Annotated in this window: 17 protein-coding genes, 1 tRNA gene and 1 pseudogene; 11 read left to right on the forward strand and 8 right to left on the reverse strand. The window is 68.5% G+C overall.

Annotated features, from left to right (window positions below; translation table 11 throughout):
• Window positions 1–10: 10 nt before the first annotated feature.
• Together HPY32_RS12550 and HPY32_RS12555 are read right to left on the reverse strand one after the other, a co-directional pair.
• On the reverse strand, window positions 11–481 hold the full coding sequence (locus HPY32_RS12550) for a PaaI family thioesterase (RefSeq protein ID WP_067581230.1): 471 nt from the start codon (window positions 479–481) through the stop codon (window positions 11–13).
• Window positions 482–521: 40 nt separating this feature from the next.
• Window positions 522–2,156 carry a long-chain fatty acid--CoA ligase gene (locus HPY32_RS12555; RefSeq protein WP_067581227.1) on the reverse strand — a complete coding sequence of 545 codons (1,635 nt, stop codon included), beginning with the start codon at window positions 2,154–2,156 and terminating at the stop codon, window positions 522–524.
• A 412-nt stretch (window positions 2,157–2,568) separates the two neighbouring features.
• Between HPY32_RS12555 and HPY32_RS12560 the strand changes: the two genes are divergently transcribed.
• The 5 genes from HPY32_RS12560 to HPY32_RS12580 all read left to right on the forward strand — a co-directional run bounded on the left by HPY32_RS12560 (window position 2,569) and on the right by HPY32_RS12580 (window position 6,943).
• Window positions 2,569–3,708 (forward strand): acyl-CoA dehydrogenase family protein, encoded by a 1,140-nt coding sequence (locus tag HPY32_RS12560; protein ID WP_067581225.1) that lies wholly within the window; start codon window positions 2,569–2,571, stop codon window positions 3,706–3,708.
• 86 nt (window positions 3,709–3,794) lie between these two features.
• A complete protein-coding gene (locus HPY32_RS12565; RefSeq protein WP_067581223.1) occupies window positions 3,795–5,255 on the forward strand; it encodes a flavin-containing monooxygenase in 1,461 nt (486 codons plus the stop codon).
• An 80-nt stretch (window positions 5,256–5,335) separates the two neighbouring features.
• A tRNA-Arg gene (locus HPY32_RS12570) sits at window positions 5,336–5,408 on the forward strand.
• A 267-nt stretch (window positions 5,409–5,675) separates the two neighbouring features.
• The gene (locus tag HPY32_RS12575; RefSeq protein WP_067581221.1) at window positions 5,676–6,068 is read left to right on the forward strand and encodes a VOC family protein; all 393 of its coding nucleotides are present in this window, start codon (window positions 5,676–5,678) and stop codon (window positions 6,066–6,068) included.
• A complete protein-coding gene (locus HPY32_RS12580; RefSeq protein ID WP_067581219.1) occupies window positions 6,065–6,943 on the forward strand; it encodes a sigma-70 family RNA polymerase sigma factor in 879 nt (292 codons plus the stop codon). Before HPY32_RS12575 ends, HPY32_RS12580 begins: the two co-directional genes overlap by 4 nt.
• Before the next feature lie 44 nt (window positions 6,944–6,987).
• Here HPY32_RS12580 and HPY32_RS12585 read toward each other — a convergent pair whose 3' ends face one another.
• Window positions 6,988–7,938, reverse strand: coding sequence for a LysR family transcriptional regulator (locus HPY32_RS12585; RefSeq protein WP_067585284.1), 951 nt, complete (start codon window positions 7,936–7,938; stop codon window positions 6,988–6,990).
• A 117-nt stretch (window positions 7,939–8,055) separates the two neighbouring features.
• On the opposite strand from HPY32_RS12585, the gene HPY32_RS12590 reads away from it, so the two are divergent.
• A complete protein-coding gene (locus HPY32_RS12590; RefSeq protein ID WP_067581217.1) occupies window positions 8,056–8,916 on the forward strand; it encodes an alpha/beta fold hydrolase in 861 nt (286 codons plus the stop codon).
• A gap of 146 nt (window positions 8,917–9,062) precedes the next feature.
• On the opposite strand, the gene HPY32_RS12595 is transcribed toward HPY32_RS12590, so the two are convergent.
• The 3 genes and pseudogenes from HPY32_RS12595 to HPY32_RS12605 all read right to left on the reverse strand — a co-directional run bounded on the left by HPY32_RS12595 (window position 9,063) and on the right by HPY32_RS12605 (window position 11,064).
• Window positions 9,063–9,605, reverse strand: a complete 543-nt coding sequence (locus HPY32_RS12595) for a GyrI-like domain-containing protein (RefSeq protein ID WP_197696380.1) — start codon at window positions 9,603–9,605, stop codon at window positions 9,063–9,065.
• 82 nt (window positions 9,606–9,687) lie between these two features.
• Window positions 9,688–10,281: pseudogene (locus HPY32_RS12600) on the reverse strand (alpha/beta fold hydrolase); the annotation flags it as partial.
• Between the two features lie 138 nt (window positions 10,282–10,419).
• A complete protein-coding gene (locus tag HPY32_RS12605) occupies window positions 10,420–11,064 on the reverse strand; it encodes a dihydrofolate reductase family protein (RefSeq protein ID WP_067581213.1) in 645 nt (214 codons plus the stop codon).
• A gap of 123 nt (window positions 11,065–11,187) precedes the next feature.
• Here HPY32_RS12605 and HPY32_RS12610 point away from each other — a divergent pair, with 123 nt between their 5' ends.
• Both HPY32_RS12610 and HPY32_RS12615 read left to right on the forward strand, forming a co-directional pair.
• Window positions 11,188–11,679, forward strand: a complete 492-nt coding sequence (locus HPY32_RS12610) for a winged helix-turn-helix transcriptional regulator (RefSeq protein WP_231951434.1) — start codon at window positions 11,188–11,190, stop codon at window positions 11,677–11,679.
• Between the two features lie 19 nt (window positions 11,680–11,698).
• The gene (locus HPY32_RS12615; protein ID WP_067581209.1) at window positions 11,699–12,871 is read left to right on the forward strand and encodes an epoxide hydrolase family protein; all 1,173 of its coding nucleotides are present in this window, start codon (window positions 11,699–11,701) and stop codon (window positions 12,869–12,871) included.
• 242 nt (window positions 12,872–13,113) lie between these two features.
• On the opposite strand, the gene HPY32_RS12620 is transcribed toward HPY32_RS12615, so the two are convergent.
• Together HPY32_RS12620 and HPY32_RS12625 are read right to left on the reverse strand one after the other, a co-directional pair.
• Window positions 13,114–13,440, reverse strand: a complete 327-nt coding sequence (locus tag HPY32_RS12620) for a cupin domain-containing protein (RefSeq protein WP_067581207.1) — start codon at window positions 13,438–13,440, stop codon at window positions 13,114–13,116.
• 1 nt (window position 13,441) lies between these two features.
• Complete coding sequence (locus HPY32_RS12625) at window positions 13,442–14,509, reverse strand: 3-oxoacyl-[acyl-carrier-protein] synthase III C-terminal domain-containing protein (RefSeq protein WP_067581205.1); 1,068 nt, start codon at window positions 14,507–14,509, stop codon at window positions 13,442–13,444.
• A gap of 231 nt (window positions 14,510–14,740) precedes the next feature.
• Here HPY32_RS12625 and HPY32_RS12630 point away from each other — a divergent pair, with 231 nt between their 5' ends.
• The 3 genes from HPY32_RS12630 to HPY32_RS12640 are packed head-to-tail and all read left to right on the forward strand — an operon-like array spanning window position 14,741 to window position 17,380.
• Window positions 14,741–15,007 carry an acyl carrier protein gene (locus HPY32_RS12630; protein ID WP_067581203.1) on the forward strand — a complete coding sequence of 89 codons (267 nt, stop codon included), beginning with the start codon at window positions 14,741–14,743 and terminating at the stop codon, window positions 15,005–15,007.
• A complete protein-coding gene (locus tag HPY32_RS12635) occupies window positions 15,000–16,229 on the forward strand; it encodes a beta-ketoacyl-[acyl-carrier-protein] synthase family protein (protein ID WP_067581201.1) in 1,230 nt (409 codons plus the stop codon). Before HPY32_RS12630 ends, HPY32_RS12635 begins: the two co-directional genes overlap by 8 nt.
• The gene (locus HPY32_RS12640; RefSeq protein WP_067581199.1) at window positions 16,226–17,380 is read left to right on the forward strand and encodes a beta-ketoacyl synthase N-terminal-like domain-containing protein; all 1,155 of its coding nucleotides are present in this window, start codon (window positions 16,226–16,228) and stop codon (window positions 17,378–17,380) included. Before HPY32_RS12635 ends, HPY32_RS12640 begins: the two co-directional genes overlap by 4 nt.
• Window positions 17,381–17,393 lie beyond the last annotated feature (13 nt).

Raw genomic sequence — 17,393 nt, forward strand, 5'->3', positions numbered from 1 at the left:
GTTCGGCGAACTACCGTCCGTGGGCGCGTAATTGGTATAGCCCGCGGGTTTCCGCGACGACTACGTCGTTGGTGTCGGTGACCGTGGCGGTCAGGGTGAACTCGGCTTTTCCGTTTTGTTCGGCTTCAGTGGTGATGCGGGTGATCTCCTCCGGGGTGAGGGAGGCTCGGGCTCGGACATCGGTTTTGGCGGGTTTGCGGAAGAAGATCTGGAGGTCTTTGACCAGGGGGTAGAACTTGGCGGTGTCGAAGGTGGCGAGGGGGATTGCGCCGCCGAGGATTTCGGCGACGGTGAACAGGACGCCCGCGTACATGACGCCGAAGTGGTTGCCGTTGCCCTCGATCGGGACGGTGGTCTCGGCGAAGCCGGGACGCACGTCCACCGCCCGCACGCCCATGGTGTGCGCGATCGGAATCGTGAGCTCCAGCGCCCCGTTCAGCACATCCGCGAACGCCGGAGCGTCGCCGTTCGTCTCGGTCATGCCGCCACGGTACGGGACTGTTGGCACTTAGCCAATAGTGCTACAGCGTCACCACCGTCAACTCCCCGTCCGCATACCGCGCCCGCAGCCGCTTCTTGTCGAACTTGCCCACGCTGGTCTTGGGGATTTCCTCGACGAAGGCCCAGTGCTCGGGCAACTGCCACTTGGCGAACTTGTCGGCCAGGTAGGCGCGCAGGTCCGCGGGCTCGACGCGCGCACCCTCCTTGAACACCACCGCCACCAGCGGCCGCTCGTCCCACTTCTCGTCGGGCACACCGATGACGGCGGCCTCGGCGATGGCCGGATGCCCCATGATGGCGTTCTCCAGATCGACCGACGAGATCCACTCGCCGCCGGACTTGATCACGTCCTTGGAGCGATCGACCAGGGTGAGATAGCCGTTGGGGCTGATCTTGCCCACGTCACCGGTGCGCAGCCACCCGTCGTCGAACTTCTCCGTGTCGACCACCGGCCCGTCGGGCGAATAATAGGAGCCGGTGATCCACGGCCCCCGGACCTCCACCTCCCCCAGTGCCTCGCCGTCGTTGGGCAGCACGGCGCCGTCGTCGCCGACCAGCCGGGCCCGCACACCCGCCGGGAACCGGCCCTGCGTATAGCGGTAGGCCCATTCCTCCTCGCCCGCCACGTTTTTCGGCGCGTGCGAGACGCTGCCCAGCGGCGAGGTCTCGGTCATGCCCCAGGCGTGCAGCAGCCGCACCCCGTGCTTGTCCTGGAAGGCGTGCATCATCGACGGCGGCACCGCGGACCCGCCGACCACGACGGTCCGCAGGTGGCCGATGTCCTGCGGATGCGCCTCCAGCCCGGCCAGCACGCCGCCCCAGATGGTGGGCACCGCGGCGGCGAAGGTGGGCCGGGTCGCGGCCATCATCTCCAGCAGCGGCCCCGGTTGCAGGAACCGGTCCGGCATCAGCACATTCGTGCCCGACATCAGCGCCGCGTACGGGATGCCCCAGGCGTTGGCGTGGAACAGCGGCACGATCGCCAGGATGGTGTCGGCCTCGGTGAAGCCCATGCCGTTGGGCGAGATCACCTGCATGGCGTGCAGCCAGTTGGAGCGATGGGAGTAGACGACGCCCTTCGGGTCGCCGGTGGTGCCGGAGGTGTAACACATGCCCGCGGCCGAACGCTCGTCGATCACCGGGAAGTCGAACGTGTCCGGTTGCCCGGCAAGCAGTTCGGTGTACGAGTGCACCTGCACCCCGTCGGGCGCGGTCAGGCTCGCGGGGTCGCCGTTGGCGACGATCACGTGCCGGACGGTCCGCAGCTTCGGCAGATACTGGGCGAACATCGGTACCAGCGAGCCGTCGACGAGCACGACCTGGTCCTCGGCATGGTTGGCGACGTAGATCACCTGCTCGGGGAACAGCCGGATATTGAGCGCGTGCAGCACGGCCCCCATGGCGGGCACACCGGCGTAGGCCACCATGTGCTCGTTGTTGTTCCACATGAAGGTGCCGACCCGGTCGCCCTCGCCGATTCCCAAGCCCCGCAACGCATTGGCCAATCGCGCGGCCTGCGCGCCCACCTCCCGATAGGTCATCGTGCGCACGCCGTCGCCCGTCCATGTGGACACCGTGCTGTCACCCTGGAACGTCGCCGCGTACCGCAGCAGCGTCGCCAGCGACAGCTGCTCGTCCTGCATCGTGCTGAACATTCGAACCGCCACTCCTTCGCCGGTGAACGAGGCCACACCTGCCGCGAGGATAGCGGAATCCGACCATCGGGGCCGGTCCTGCGAAAAGCCGGGGAAAACCGGACGGCTGCGCGCAGGGGCCCCACCCCCACCACGCGCAGCCGCCGGCGCCGTCCGGTTGCGCCCGACGTCAAGCAACCGGCCGGCATCCGCCTCGGCTGTGGGCCGACGCGCGGCAACACCCCCTGCGGCGTCACCGAAATCGCCAAACCCACACCGAGACAGGCTATTTAAAGAACATTTATAGCAAGAAATACTAGGTACCCGATCGCTGGGCTGTCCAGTCGAACGGACAAACCGGCGCAAACACGGACCGGAACCCCGGTGAACCGTTGACGTACTGTGAATCTCGACCACCTGCGGAAGGACGATCATGCCCGTCGAACGCCTGCTGCCCACCCCCGAGTCCCGGGATCTGATCGAGCTGACGCGCGAGATCGCGGACAAGGTGCTGGAGCCGAACGTCGTCGAGTACGAGAAGCACGAGACCTATCCGGCCGAGGCGTTCCGGGCGCTGGGCGCGGCGGGACTGCTGAGCCTGCCGTATCCGGAGGAGTTCGGCGGCGGCGCGCAGCCGTACGAGGTGTATCTGCAGGTGCTCGAGGAGATCGCGAGCCGGTGGGCGGCGGTCGCGGTGGCGGTGAGCGTGCACGGCCTGTCCTGCCATCCGCTGTTCGCGTTCGGCACCGCCGAGCAGCAGCAACGCTGGCTGCCGGATCTGTTGTCCGGCAACCTGATCGGGGCCTACAGCCTGTCCGAGCCGCACGCGGGCTCCGATGCGGCCGCCGTGCGCTGCCGGGCCGTCGCGGTCGAGGACGGCTACCGGATCACCGGGTCCAAGGCGTGGATCACGGGCGGCGGCAAGGCCGATTTCTACACCCTGTTCGCCCGCACCGGCGAGGGCTCGCGCGGGATCTCCTGCTTCCTGGTGCCCGCCGACACCGCGGGCCTGTCCTTCGGCAAGCCGGAGGAGAAGATGGGCCTGCGCGCGGTGCCCACCACCACGGCCGCCTACGACGACGCGTTCGTGCCCGGCGATCGGTTGATCGGCGAAGCCGGACAGGGCCTTTCGATCGCGTTCAGCGCGCTCGACTCCGGGCGGCTCGGAATCGCCGCGGTGGCAACGGGTCTGGCGCAGCGGGCGCTCGACGACGCGGTCGCCTACGCCCGGGAACGAGAGGCGTTCGGCCGCCGCGTCATCGACCATCAGGGCCTGGGGTTCGTGCTGGCCGACATGGCCGCGGCCGTGGACTCCGCCCGCGCCACCTATCTGGACGCCGCCCGCCGCCGCGACGCCGGGCTGTCCTACTCCCGCCAGGCCAGCGTGGCCAAGCTGGTCGCGACGGACGCGGCCATGAAGGTCACCACCGACGCGGTGCAGGTGTTCGGCGGGTACGGCTACACCCAGGACTTCCCGGTGGAGCGGTACATGCGCGAGGCCAAGGTGATGCAGATCTTCGAGGGCACCAATCAGATCCAGCGGCTGGTGATCGCGCGCGGCCTGGCGGGGTGACGCCCGGGCCGGATCGTGGCCGGAAATATGGATTCGGTGTCCGGTGATCTCTTCGTAATGCGAGGTCGCGGGCATACGCTGGCGGTATGAGTCGCATCCTCATCATCGGCGCCGGGTTCGCGGGGCTGGGCATGGCCCTGCAACTGCGGCGGGCCGGGATCGAGTCCTTCACGATCGTGGAGAAGGCCGACGACCTGGGCGGGGTGTGGCGGGAGAACACTTACCCGGGCGCGGCCTGCGATGTGCCGTCGCCGCTGTACTCGTGGTCGTTCGAGCCGAAATCCGATTGGCCCCGGCGGTTTTCGGAGCAGCGCGACATCCACGCCTATATGCGGGGCGTGGCCGAGAAGTACCGGCTGCCGGAGAAGATCCGATTCGGCACCGAGGTCACCGACGCCGAATTCGACGAGCGACGCGGGGTGTGGCAGGTGCGCACGGCCGACGGCGAGACGCTCACCGCCGACGTGCTGATTCCGGCGGTGGGCCAGCTGTCGCGGCCCGCGCTCCCGGCGATTCCCGGTATCGATACCTTCGCCGGGCCCGCGTTCCACTCCGCGCAGTGGGACCACGGCGTGGATCTGTCCGGCAAACGGGTGGCGTGCATCGGCACCGGAGCCAGTGCGATCCAATACATTCCGGAGATTCAGCGGCAGGCGGCGCAGCTGACGCTGTTCCAGCGGTCGGCCGCGTGGGTGCTGCCGAAGTTCGACACGCGGTACAGCCCAACGCATCACGCGCTGTTCAAATACTTCCCGCCGAGCCGATTGGCCGAAAGGTTCGCCATCTGGAGCCTTTTCGAGGTGCTGGCGCTGGCGCTCACCGACATCCCGGCGATCAAGACCCCGGTGATCGCCCTCGCCGATCGCCATCGCGACCGACAGGTTCCGGATCCGGAGCTGCGCCGCAAGCTCACCCCCGACTACGCGGCGGGCTGCAAGCGCGGCCTGTTCTCCAACGACTACTTCCCCGCGCTGGCCCAGCCGAACGTGACCGTGGAGACCACCGCCATCGAGGCGATCACCCCCACCGGCCTGCGCACCCGCGACGGCGTCGAGCACGAGGCCGACGTGATCATCTACGGCACCGGGTTCAAGGGCACCGAGTTCCTGGCGCCGATGAACATCTACGGCCTCGGCGGCCGCAAGCTCTCCGACGAATGGTCCGCCGAGGGCGCCCGCGCCTACCTCGGTATGTCGGTCCCCGGCTTCCCCAACCTGTTCCTGATGTACGGCCCGAACACCAACGTCGGCTCCGGCTCCATCATCTACATGCTGGAATCGCAGGCCCGCTACATCCACCAGGCCATCCGCTACCTCTCCGCCCACCCCGGCCGCCACCTGTCCGCCCGCCCCGACATCGAACAGTCCTGGGACGACTGGCTCCAGCCCCGCCTCCGCAAAACCCCCTGGAACCTCTGCTCGAGCTGGTACCGCAACCCCTCGGGCCGCATCACCAACAACTGGCCCGGCGCCACGGCCCTGTTCCGCTGGAAAACCCGCCGCTTCCGCCCCACGGACTACACCGACTCCACCCCTCACCCCGCCTGACCTGCCCCTACCCCACGATGCCACCGATCGCCCCGCGACCGGGTAAACTCCGCACGAGCCCGGTGCGACAGCACCGGCCCGCCTCCGTAGCTCAGGGGATAGAGCAACCCTCTCCTAAAGGGTAGGCCGCAGGTTCGAATCCTGCCGGGGGCACTCGAGATAACCAGCGAGCGCCGAATTCAGCGTATGCGCAGGTGGGCGTTGCCTGTAACCGAATTCGAATTCCAGGTCGGCCTTGTCGGAGATGGTCTGTTCGGCGGTTTCCCAGACCAGCATCTCCTGATTGCGGCCGCAGAGGTGGGCGGCTGTGTGGCGGGTCTGCTCGATGTGGGTCCTGTTACCGTTTCCCGGCGGGGCTCGTCATAGGTGTGATGGCCGAATACGAACGGTTGTCGTACCGACGAGTAGATGGGCAACAGGATGCTGACCGACATCACGTATGTGACGATCTATGTCACCGATCAGGACCGGGCGCTCGAGTTTTATACCGGGGGGCTCGGTCTGGAGAAGCGGATCGACTATCGGGGGCCCGACGGGCGTTTTCTCACCGTCGGAGTTCCCGATAGCTCCGTGCAGATCATTCTGTGGTCGCATGCGGCGGGCGCGGGACAACCGATCGGTGTGGGCCAGCGCGCGATGCCCGGTCCGCTTATCCTCGAATCCGACGATATACGAAAGGATTTCGAGGTTCTGCGCCAGCGCGGTGTCACCTTCGTACAGTCCGAACCCGAGGACTATCCGTTCGGGGTTCGTATCGAGGCGAGGGATCCGGACGGTAATCGGATCGCGCTGCGTCAGCCGCCGAAGCCGTGAGCGACCACCTCTCCGAGGCGTTCGAAGCCCAGCGCGATCGGCTGCGCGCCGTCGCGTACCGCGTGCTGGGCTCGCATGCCGACGCCGAGGATGTGGTTCAGGAAGCTTGGCTGCGCCTCGTCCGGCAGGACGCGGCGACCATCGCCAATCTGGCGGGCTGGCTGACCACCGTGGTCGGCCGAATCAGCCTGGACGTCTTGCGCTCCCGCCAAGCCCGGCCCGAAACATCCTATGGACAGGAGATTTCGGACTTCATAGTGACATCCGACGATGGCCTTACTCCGGACAATCAAGTGGCGCTCGCTGATTCGATCGGCCTCGCACTGCTCGTCGTGCTCGATTCGCTCACCCCGAGCGAGCGTCTGGCGTTCGTCCTGCACGACATGTTCGCGGTCCCGTTCCACGAAATCGGCCGGATTCTGGGCAAATCCGTCGATGCCACGAAGATGATCGGCAGTCGCGCCCGCCGCAAGATCCAGGCCGCGGATCGGTCAGCGGGCGCGAGCCGTGCGCATCGTGAGGTGGTGCAAGCCTTCCAAGCCGCCGCCCTCGACGGCGACTTCGAGGCGCTGCTGCGCGTCCTCGACCCGAACGTGAAGCTCACCGTCGACACCCCCGACGGCGTGGTCGTCACCCTCGGTGCCACCGAGGTCGCCGCGGGCGCCCGTCGCTTCTCGAGCGAGATCACCCGCCGCCGACCCGTTCTGGTCAACGGCCTTCCCGGCTACATGTCCTGGCGCCCCGACGGAACGCCACGCTCCGTCATCGCCTTCACGGTCACCGGGGGCCGGATCAGCGCGATCCACATCGTCATCGACCCTGCCAAACTCGCCTCGATCCCGCTGTCGGCCCCGGCCAAAAGCACGCCGGGATGACGAGGTGTGCACGCTGGGATGACAGGGTGGCGTCACAGTGCCGATTACGACACGCCGAGTGTCGGTTGCCGCTCGGTGGCGGCCGGGTGCCGGGCGAGCAGGGCGTCGAGGCGGGTGCCGACGTCCGCGCAGTTCTGGCGGATCACCGACAGGAATGCCGCGAGGACCGGGGAGGAATCGGTCACGCGGAAGGACATTTGCAGGTCCGGCAGCCGGAATCGGGGGGTGACGTCGCAGAACCGGATGTCGTTGCGGGTGATCAGTCGCATTCGGGCGGGGCCGAGGCCGACCCCGGCGGAGCATGCGGCGAGCCCGGCAATGGTGTGGATGTCGCGCGCCAGCGCGGCGGCGGCCAGCACTTCCGGGTCGAACAGCGAGCTCAGGTAGGAACTCGCCGCGTCCGCGCTGAGAATGAGCGGTTCCCGGGACAGCTGCTCGGCGGCGACGGATGGGCGTCCGGCGAACGGATGTGCCAGTGCGACCACGGCAATCAGGTGGTCCGCGCCGATCGGCACCGTGACCAGGTCCTCCGCTCCGGCGCCGCGGGGGCTGCCCCGCCCGACGGCGACATCCAGGTCGCCCGCAAGCAGGGCGGCCGCGGCAGTGGGACTGTCGAGTTCTTGCAGCGTGAGCCGGACTTCGGGATGGGTTCGGCGGAACCGGCCGAGCACTCCCGGCAGCGGGTCGAGCAGCGCGGAGCCGATGAACCCGATCCGCAGCCGCCCGGTCTCCCCGCGCGCCGCCCGGCCCGCGTCGATCCGGGCGCGGCTCATCTCCGCGAGCGCGGCGCGCGCCCGGGCGAGGAACGCTTCCCCGGCGGCGGTGGGGAAGACGCCCCGCGGGGTGCGGTCGAACAGCCGCTCGCCGATCTCCCGCTCCAAAGCGGCGATCTGGGCCGACAGCGGCGGCTGCGCAATGCCCAAAGATGCTGCGGCGCGGCCGAAATGCTGGTGCTCGGCGAGCGCGAGCGCGTAGCGAAGATGACGAGCTTCCACCGGTTCGACGATACATACGAAGTATCGCAAGCACATTCGTCAGATATGACGGTGGATGACGCCGGAGCGCGGGTGTGACCTGGTGAGGCCGTTGACCTTTACCCAGAAGGGCTCCACGTGAATCGCTCGACCTCGTCCGAGACCGTTGTCCTCCTCGTGCACGGCGCCTGGCACTGCGCAGCGCATTGGACGTCGACGCAGCGCGCGCTGGCCTGCCACGGCCTCGCCAGCATCGCCATCGACCTGCCCGGAAGTGGGCTCGGCGCACCGATTCCCAGCGGATACCTCCAGCCCGGTCAGCCCGGGCTCGCCAGCGAGAGGTCGGCGCTGAGCGGTATCACGATGCGGCACACCACCGATGCCGTGCTCGAGGCGCTGGCCGGTGTCCGCACGCGGTACCGGAATGTGGTTCTGCTCGCCCACAGCGCCGGTGGTTCGGCGGCATCGGCCGCCGCGGAGCAGGCCCCGGAACTCCTCGACCACCTGGTGTATCTATCCGCATTCGTCCCCGCGGGCAGGCCCCGATTCGCCGATTACATTGCGGCCGAGGAGAATTCCGATGCGGTCCAGATTCCACCGGTCGGCGACCCGGCCGAACTCGGTGCGATCCGGATCAATCCGCTGTCCCCCGATCCCGCCGTCATCGATGTCATCCGGCGAGCATTCCGCAACGACCTTCCCGCGACCGCCCCGAACTCCTGGCGGCAGTTCCTGCACCCGGATCACCCGTTCTCGAACTTCATTACGCCGGTTCCGGTTTCGGCCGAGCGCTGGGGTCGGCTCCCGCGCTCCTACATCAGGTTGACCGAGGACCTCGCCCTGCCGCCCGCGACACAGGACCTGATGATCTCGGAAGCCGATCAACTGGTGCCGGACAACCCGATCCGGGTGCATTCACTGCCGGGCGGCCACTCACCATTCGTCACCCGGCCCGCCGAACTGGCGACGATGCTCACCACGATCGCATTGACCCGATGACGATCGGTGCCTTCGTTCAGCTGTTCGGCGTCACGGTCATGCAGGTGGCCGCCCTCACCTGTCTCACGCCAGAATTCGCGCTCGACCTCTCGCCGAAGCGACGGCTCCCCAGCGGTGATACGTACCCGCCTGGAAGGGCATCGACATCATCTGCCGGACAAGCCATCTCCGACGGCAGGGGCGGCCACGTCCGGCGGCTCAGCCGGGCCAACGAGCCAGTTCAGTTCGGTGCGCAGGTCTGTGGGATCCATATCCGGGGCCGGGCGCGTGTGGTAGACCTCCCATCGCACCGGCCCGGCCGCGCGGCCCTGCTTGCCGATCCAAGACTGCAAACGATCCCATGCCAGGCTCAAACCGTCGAAGCCACCGATATGGACGACCCGGGCGACCAGGCCCGCGGGCAGAGCACCGGTGACGACGCCACGCTCCGGTCGCACGGCCCGGTCGACGACGAAACCCACCTCGAGGTCGATCGATTCGCCGGAGATCCCCCGGTACAGGCAGAACGCGGGTCCGCCGATCACCGCCTCCTGCGCGGCGACCACCTCCGGCAACACACGAAACGATGCGTCGAAGAAGTCCCGCAGCCCGGACAGCGGAACCGTGCCCCGAACGACCGCCGTCCCCACCTCGGCGACCTCGAGCAGAACAGGGTCGGCCGCCTGAGCGCCAGCGATGTGATCGACCACGGCTTTCCTCACTGTCGCAGGAACCTTCCGCAGTACAGACGACACAGCCACTCGGAATTCATCGCTGACAGCTTCGCGAGCGTCATACCCACCCCCTCACCCCTTCGAAAAATCCGTCGAAATCGTCGAAATGTATGAAGTGGCCGGTTCGGGGGATGGTGCGGAGTTCGAAGCCGGATGTGCGGTACTCGTTGGCGCGGTGGGTGGGGAGTAATGTGCTCGGGTCTGCTCGTAGGATCAGGGAGGGCACCAAGGGGCGTACCGGGACGTAGGCGGTTTCGCGGTAGTTCAACGATGTTGTGTCGGGGTCCCAGTCGGCCAACTCGGCTAGGCGAGCCTGTATGGAGCTGTCGGTCCACGATGGGAAGGCTGCTCGGAGGTCTGCGGCGGTCAGGTTTTTCACCGCCCGCATCGGGGGTAGCACCGAGCCCCATCCGGCTGTGGTGCTCGGGTGCCAGGCCGGGTCCTCGTAGATTGCGCGCTGGGGATGTAGGTGCTCGACGATCATGGCCAGGAGTACGGCGCCGAGTGAGTGGCCTATTGCCAGTTCTATGCCGTTCGGGGCCATGGCCAGTAAATCGTCGGCCCAGCGCTCACGGCTGTACCTGCCCCTTGGGCTGCGGCCGTGGCCGGTTAGATCGGGCGCCAGGACGCGATATCCGTGGGCGGCCAGTGCGGGGCCGACCTGCCATCATGTGCGCGAGCTCGCCGAGAGGCCGTGGATCAGTAGTGCCACCCGGTCGCCGCGGCCCCACTCTCGCACGTGCAACCGGGTCACCAGGGCATCACCTGTCGGATTCTAGATTTCGTCCCGTTACCGGCGCCAGAAGAAATGGTGGACCACTCCGCTCGGGCTCGGGATCTTCTCCAGGTGGTAGCGGTCGGTCAGTTCGTCCGGTGTGGTCCACAGTCTTTCGCCGCCGCCCAGTTCTACCGGTGCGACCGCGATGTGCATGGTGTCGATCAGGTCGGCGGCGAGGAATTCTCGGACCGTGTGGACGCCGCCGCCGATGCGGACGTCCTTGCCTTCGGCGGCGGTGAACGCCTGGGCCAGGGCCTGTTCGGGGGTGGTGTCGAGGAAATGGAATGTGGTGGCGCCGAGGGTGAACGAGGGGCGCACGTGGTGGGTGAGGACGAAAACCGGGGTGCGGAAGGGGGGTTCGGCGCCCCACCAGCCCTGCCAGTCGTGGTTCTCCCAGGGGCCGCGCTGAGGGCCGAACTTGTTGCGGCCCATGATTTCCGCGCCGATATTGGCGGACCAGTCGCGGGTGATGAAGTCGTCGAGGCCGTAGGAGCCGCCGGGGTCGGTGCGGCCCACCCAGTGGGCGGTGGCGCCCGCCCAGGACAGCAGGTCGGCCGGGTCGGCGTGGCCGAACGGGCGTTCGCGGCTCTGACCCTCACCGGAGCCGTAGCCGTCGCTGGACACGGTGAAGCAGTGGATGCGGACCATCTGTGCCATGGAGATCCTTTCCGATTGCAATCTGCAATCGGTATTCAATCTAGCTAGACTGATCTCATGGCGCAACCAGTTGCTCATGACAAGCTTCCGGTGACACCGGGTAGGTCGGGGTGTCCGATCAATATGACGATCGAGCTGCTCGGGGATCGATGGAGCCTGATCGTGTTGCGCGACATCATGTTCGGTGGCCACACCCACTTTCGTGAGCTGCTGGCCGGGTCCCTGGAGGGCATCGCGTCGAACATCCTGGCCGCCCGGCTCGTGAAGCTGGTCGACGCGGGGCTGCTCACCCGCGACGACGATCCGAGCCACCGGCAGAAGGTCCACTACCACCTGACCGAGGCGTCGATCCAGCTCGTCCCGGTGCTGGCCCAACTGGGCGCGTGGGGCGCGCGGTGGCTGGACACGACGCCGGAGCTGACCGTGCGCGCCGAGCTGCTGGCCGCCGGTGGTCCCCCGCTGTGGGAGCGGTTCATAGCCGAACTTCGGGCCACCCACCTGGATGGAGTACCGGCGCCCGCCGATGGGGTGCTCGCGGAACTGACCGCCGCCTACGAGGCCGCGGACAGCCGAGCCCGTCACCGAATGCGCTGCGGGGCAACCGGTCAGCCATAACCGCAGGTAGGATGGCCCCATGCCGGACGACCTGCCCCGCCCCGAGCCGTTCGCCGAGCGGGCCGCCGCCGCGGCGCTCGACGATCTCCGGGCGCGGCTGCGCGCCACGCGCTGGCCGGATGCGCCGCGGGGCGCCGGATGGTCGCTCGGGGCGGATCTGGAGTATCTGCGCGAGCTGGTCGACTATTGGGGGCACGAGTTCGATTGGCGGGCACAGGAGGAGGCGCTGTACCGGCTCCCCCGGTTCCGAATCTCGGTGGGCGGGTTGGGGATACACTTCGTGCACGCACGCGCCGTCGCGCCGACCGGGCCGGTGCTGCCGCTGGTGCTCGGGCACGGGTGGCCGGACTCGTTCTGGCGCTATTCGAAAGTTGTTCCGCTGCTGGCAGATCCGGGAGCGCACGGCGCCGATCCCGCCGACGCGTTCGATGTGGTCGTGCCGGACATGCCGGGCTTCGGGTACTCCGATCGCCCCACCGGGGCGCCGCTGGACGCGATCGCGGTGGCCGACCTGTGGGCCGAACTCATGTCCGCCCTCGGTTATTCGCGGTTCGGCGCGGCGGGCGGCGACCACGGTAGTCATGTGAGCCGCTATCTCGGGCTGGATCATGCCGATCGGGTGGTGGCCGTCCATCGCACCGACGCGGGCCTGCCCGTATTCACCGGCGACCGAGCGGATCTCACGCCGGAGGAGCGCGCCTGGCTCGATGATGCGGCGACGTGGGGCGCCACCGAGGGAGCCTACGCCGCCGTGCATCGCACCAAACCGCAGACCGCGGCATTCGGTCTCACCGATTCTCCGGTCGGGCTGGCCGCGTGGATCGTGGAGAAGCTGCGGGCGTGGAGCGACTGCGGCGGAGACCTCGAGCGCAGTTTCACCAAGGACGAGATCCTGACGAACGTCACGATCTACTGGCTCACCGAGACGATCGGCTCGTCCATGCGCATGTACCACGCGAATGCCGCGATCCCGCCCGCGCAGCACGCCCGCCGGGTCGAGGTGCCGTCCGGCTTCGCGTTGTTCCCCGGCGATATCATGCTGCCGCCGCGAACCTGGCTGGGCCGCATGGCGAATACCGTGCGCGTGACCGAGCCCGCCCGCGGCGGACACTTCGCGCCGTTCGAGGAGCCGGAACTGTATGCGGAGGAACTGCGCGCCTTCTTCCGGCCCTACCGCGCGGCCGCGGTCTGACGGATGCCTCGGCGCACCGATCGCGACATACGCACCGAGGCATCGTATTTCGTCTACATCGCCAGGGTCATGACGGCATCCCCATGTTCATGATGGCCGCGAGGATGCCATTGAGATCGTTCATAAGACTGGTGACGACATTCAGTATTCCACCGAACTGACCCATTACTTCCGAATCTCCCTTCAACCGAGCCGAGGACATATGGTCTTCGGCGCGGCCTCCCGGCCGGATGGGTGCCGACTCAGTTGGGCAGGGCGATGGTCATGAGAAGCAGAGGCCGGTCGGAAAGGTTGTGCAGGCGATGGCGAACGGACGGTTCCCGGAGGCAGTCGTAGATCATCTGCCCGGACAGGAGCGTGCCGCGGCGGATTGTCCGGTCGCGGTCGTCGAGGAGTTCCACCGGGCCACCGGAGATGACGATCGAGATGGCGGGATGACCGCCGCGGGGCAGGCCGGAGGTGTCGGGTGGGACTCGCTCCAGCCAGCATCGGATGCCGTCCCGATCGAGGAGAACGGTGGCGCCGTCGCGGTCGAAATCGCCGTCACCGGTGCGGGATTCGTCCGGCATCTCAGTACGGCGCCTGGACGACCACGCAGGACCAAGTGAAACCGGCGCCCGCGCTGAACACCAGGGCCGCCTCGCCGGGCGCGAGCTTGTAGTCGGTGAGCAGGTCGGCGACACTGGCGGTGGCATCGCCCGCACCGAGATGCCCGGTGTCCCTGCCGATATCGACCAGCTCCGCGGTCAGCGCATCGGTCAGCATCGGAAACCACGAGCCGTCCAACGTCTTTCGGCCGAACCGGGGCAGCAGGGCGTAGCGCAGCCGCGAATCGTTCGCGGCCAGGCCGGAATCGGCCAGCGCGGTCGCCACCACCCGCCGGATCGCCGCCCGGTTGGCGTCCACGAACGCCTCGCTGCCGTGCGCCTTCAGGTACACCCGTTTGGTGGCGCGCATGTCCACCACCTCGCGCACGGTACGCGCGGCGGCGCCGAACGGATCGTCCCCGCGATGCATGAGCTCGAGCTCCGGCGCCGCCACGGTGGCGATGGCGCGCAGCAGCAGCGGATCCTCCGGCGCGGCCGGAACCCGAAGCAGCACAGCGGTTCCCGCATCGCCGTAGGCCACCCCGTAGTCGCTGCGCCACCGGTCGAAGCCGGGTCCGTCGAACCGGTCCCCCGTCGTCACCAGCGCGAGTCGGCCGACCGCACGGCCGTTCGGCCCGGGGACCAGCGGGCTGCCGACGAGATGTTCGAACGACAGCCGGGCCGCCGCCAGCTCCAGCGCGGCCGAGCCGCCGTTGCACATCTGCTGGATACCCACCGGCATGGTGTTGCGCGCGCCGAGCTCACCGGCGACGTAGTGCGCGGGCGACCACATGTCGTGACCCTGGTAGTACATCCACGCGTGGCAGATCAGGTCGATATCGAGCGGGTCGATCCGGCCGACCTCCACCGCCGTCCGGGCCGCGGCCACCGCCAGCTCGGGCGGCGACTCACCGTCGGAGACGGGCACCTCGTCGTGCCCGAGATCCTGGGCGTCGCGGGCCCGCAGCCGCCCGCCCGCGAGGGCCTCGGCGATCGTGGCGCGGCCGTCCGGCAGCCGCAGCTGCGCCGCCACAATTCCTATCGGAACCATTGTTCGCACGGTCCTACCGCCTTTCCGTCGGGGACATGAAAAGCCATGCTCGAACGATTTCATAAAAGCGAGATAAATCGCCGGTAAAAATACGTCCGGCGGCCGCGGAAACCCGCTGATCAGAAAGTGCGGATACTACTTTCCGGACATGGATACGCCCATTGGACGAATTGCCGGGCGGGTTGATCGGGGCTTTGATCGAGGGACGGAAATTCCATCGAGGAGGTCACCATGAACGAGTCGACAGCAGCGGATCTGCACGCCCAGGTGCGGAAAATCGTTGCGGCCGTGCTGGATATCGACGAAACCGAACTCACCGACGAGAGCAGCTTCATCGACGATTTCGACGCCGATTCGCTGCAGGTCATCGAGATGTTCTCCCGCTTCGAGAAATTCCTCGGCGTGAAGGTCCCGAACGAGGACGAGGTGGAGATGGACAATCTGCCACAGGCCTACGCACTGGTCGCGGCGCATCGTCATGAGGTCGTCAATGCCTGACGTGGGGGATCTCCCGCGGGTCGTCGTCACCGGGCTCGGCGCGATCAGCGCGTTCGGGCCCGGCGCGGCGCCCCTGCTGGCGGGAATTCGGGAGGGGCGCAGCGGTATCGGACGGGCCGAGCAGTTCGATGTGACCGGATTCGATCACGAACTCGCCGGTGAGGTCCGTGATTTCGCGCCGGAGCGGCACCTGCGGCGGCTCGCGCCGCGGGACTGGGGGCGGACGGCGCTGTTCGCCGCCACCGCCGCGCGGCTGGCGGCCACCGACGCCGGATTCGACACGGACACACTGCCATTCGCGCGGGCGGTGAGCTGTTTCGGCACCACCAACGGGGAATCGCAGCTCATGGAGCGGATCGCGGGCGCCATGGCCGAACTCGGCGCCGACGCCGTGCGCCCCGAGTTGGCCGGACGCGCCGACGGCGGGTCGGTCGCGACCGCGGCCGCCGCCGAACTCGGCATCGAAGGTCAGGCCCTGACCGTCGGAACCGCCTGCGCGGCAGCCAATTACGCCATCGGTTACGCCTACGACCTGATCCGCGGCGGGCAGGCCGACGTCGCGGTCTGCGGCGGCGCGGATGCGTCGAACCGGGCCATCCACGCGGGTTTTCACCGGCTGGGTGCGCTGGCGAAGGATGTGCCGCGGCCGTTCGACACCCACCGCGACGGCATCGTCACCGCCGAGGGCGGCGTCGCCCTGCTGCTGGAGCGGCTGGACTCGGCGCGGGCCCGCGGGGCGCGCATCTACGCCGAGGTGCTGGGCTACGGAATGCGGTGCGACGCACGGCATATGACCAACCCGGACACCGACTCCATCGCCGAGTGCATCCGCATCGCCCAGCGCCATGCGGGCGTGCGGCCCGCCGAGGTCGACTACATCAGCGCGCACGGCACCGGGACCCGGGCCAACGACATCGCCGAGGTGTCGGCGGTGCGCAGCGTCTTCGGCGACCACGTCCCGCCGATCAGCTCGATCAAATCGATGCTCGGCCACACCATGGGCGCGGCCGCGGGATTCGGCGCGCTGGTCTGCTGCGCGGCCATCCGCGACGGATTCCTGCCGCCCACCGCGACGCTGACCGACCCCGATCCGGAATTGGGCCCGGGTCTCGATCACGTGCCCGGCCGGGCGCGGGCGGCGCGGGTCCGGGTGGCACAGAACCACGGTTTCGCCTTCGGCGGAAACAATGCCATTACGATTTTCGGAGCAGTACCGGCATGACAACCATTTTCGAATATCTCGACGCACCCGATATCGGGGTATCCACCCGAGACAGCGTCGATATCGTCTCCTACGGCGCGTTCACGCCCGCCGGGCGCGGGCTCGACGCCATTGCCCGGGCCCTCGTGGACGGCGACCGACCGATCGCGGTGGACAAATCCGTGCACGACCCGGAATGGCCCGCCATTCCCGTTCTGCCGGTGGCCGATTTCGTGCCGGAGACGATTCTCGGGCGCAAGGGCCTGAGCCGGTTGTCGCGCAGCGATCGGCTCGCGATCGCCACCTGCGCCATGGCCTACGGCGACACCGCCGCCACCATCGAGCCGGGCGAGACCGGCGTCGTGCTGGGCACGGCGGTCGGTAGCACGGGGACGCTCGGCACGTTCCTGCGCGACACCTTCGAGCAGCGGCGGCCGTACCTGGTCGACGCGGGGCTGTTCCCCAGCACGATGATGAACTCCGCCGCGGGCAACACCGCCATCCGGCTCGGCCTCACGGGGGTGAACGCCACGGTGTCCGGTGGCTCGCTCGCCGCGCTGCAGGCCATCCACTACGCCCGCACCGTCATGGCGGCCGGGCACGCCCGCCAGATCCTGGCCGGTGGTGTGGAGGAGTTGTCGGCCCCGTACGCGTGGGCGTGGCAGCACGCCGGGATGCTGACGCCCGGCACGGCGCTGTCGGAGGGCTGCGCGGTCTTCGGGCTGCTCCGCCCCGACGACTCCCGCCGGACCGACAGCCCCGTCCTCGGCCGGATCCTGGCCTCCGACATCCGCTGCGCGGACCCGGGTCGGGGCGCGTTCGCGGTGGCCTCGCGGCTGGCCGAGTCGATCCGCGAGGTGCTGAACCGGGCCGAGGTCTCGCCGGACAGCGTCACCACGCTGGTGCCCGGCGCCCAGTCCCGGCGCGGCTTCTCGGCGCTGGAGCGCCGCGCGGTGCGCGACGGGCTTGGCGGCGGGTCCCGGCGAATCCTGCACACCCACCAGACATTCGGCGAGGCGCACGGCGTCGGCGTCGCGCTGCGACTGGCCGCGCTGCTGGCCACCTGGCAGCACCCGACCCACCCCGCCACCGACCTGTTCGCCCTGGTGACGGGGATCGGCATCGACGGCGCCGTGGGCTGCCTGCTGGTGGCCCACCCGGACCTGACCTGATCGGAAACCAATC

Origin of the sequence: Nocardia terpenica (genome assembly GCF_013186535.1) — a bacterium.
In the GTDB taxonomy this organism is placed as follows: domain Bacteria; phylum Actinomycetota; class Actinomycetes; order Mycobacteriales; family Mycobacteriaceae; genus Nocardia; species Nocardia terpenica.

Coding starts and splice junctions, on each gene's coding strand:
- HPY32_RS12620 (WP_067581207.1), bottom strand. CDS start 13,440: ATGCCGGACGAATCCCGCACCGGTGACGGCGATTTCGACCGCGACGGC.
- HPY32_RS12565 (WP_067581223.1), top strand. CDS start 3,795: ATGAGTCGCATCCTCATCATCGGCGCCGGGTTCGCGGGGCTGGGCATG.
- HPY32_RS12625 (WP_067581205.1), bottom strand. CDS start 14,509: ATGGTTCCGATAGGAATTGTGGCGGCGCAGCTGCGGCTGCCGGACGGC.
- HPY32_RS12550 (WP_067581230.1), bottom strand. CDS start 481: ATGACCGAGACGAACGGCGACGCTCCGGCGTTCGCGGATGTGCTGAAC.
- HPY32_RS12610 (WP_231951434.1), top strand. CDS start 11,188: ATGACGATCGAGCTGCTCGGGGATCGATGGAGCCTGATCGTGTTGCGC.
- HPY32_RS12615 (WP_067581209.1), top strand. CDS start 11,699: ATGCCGGACGACCTGCCCCGCCCCGAGCCGTTCGCCGAGCGGGCCGCC.
- HPY32_RS12635 (WP_067581201.1), top strand. CDS start 15,000: ATGCCTGACGTGGGGGATCTCCCGCGGGTCGTCGTCACCGGGCTCGGC.
- HPY32_RS12630 (WP_067581203.1), top strand. CDS start 14,741: ATGAACGAGTCGACAGCAGCGGATCTGCACGCCCAGGTGCGGAAAATC.
- HPY32_RS12575 (WP_067581221.1), top strand. CDS start 5,676: ATGCTGACCGACATCACGTATGTGACGATCTATGTCACCGATCAGGAC.
- HPY32_RS12560 (WP_067581225.1), top strand. CDS start 2,569: ATGCCCGTCGAACGCCTGCTGCCCACCCCCGAGTCCCGGGATCTGATC.
- HPY32_RS12555 (WP_067581227.1), bottom strand. CDS start 2,156: ATGTTCAGCACGATGCAGGACGAGCAGCTGTCGCTGGCGACGCTGCTG.
- HPY32_RS12640 (WP_067581199.1), top strand. CDS start 16,226: ATGACAACCATTTTCGAATATCTCGACGCACCCGATATCGGGGTATCC.
- HPY32_RS12605 (WP_067581213.1), bottom strand. CDS start 11,064: ATGGCACAGATGGTCCGCATCCACTGCTTCACCGTGTCCAGCGACGGC.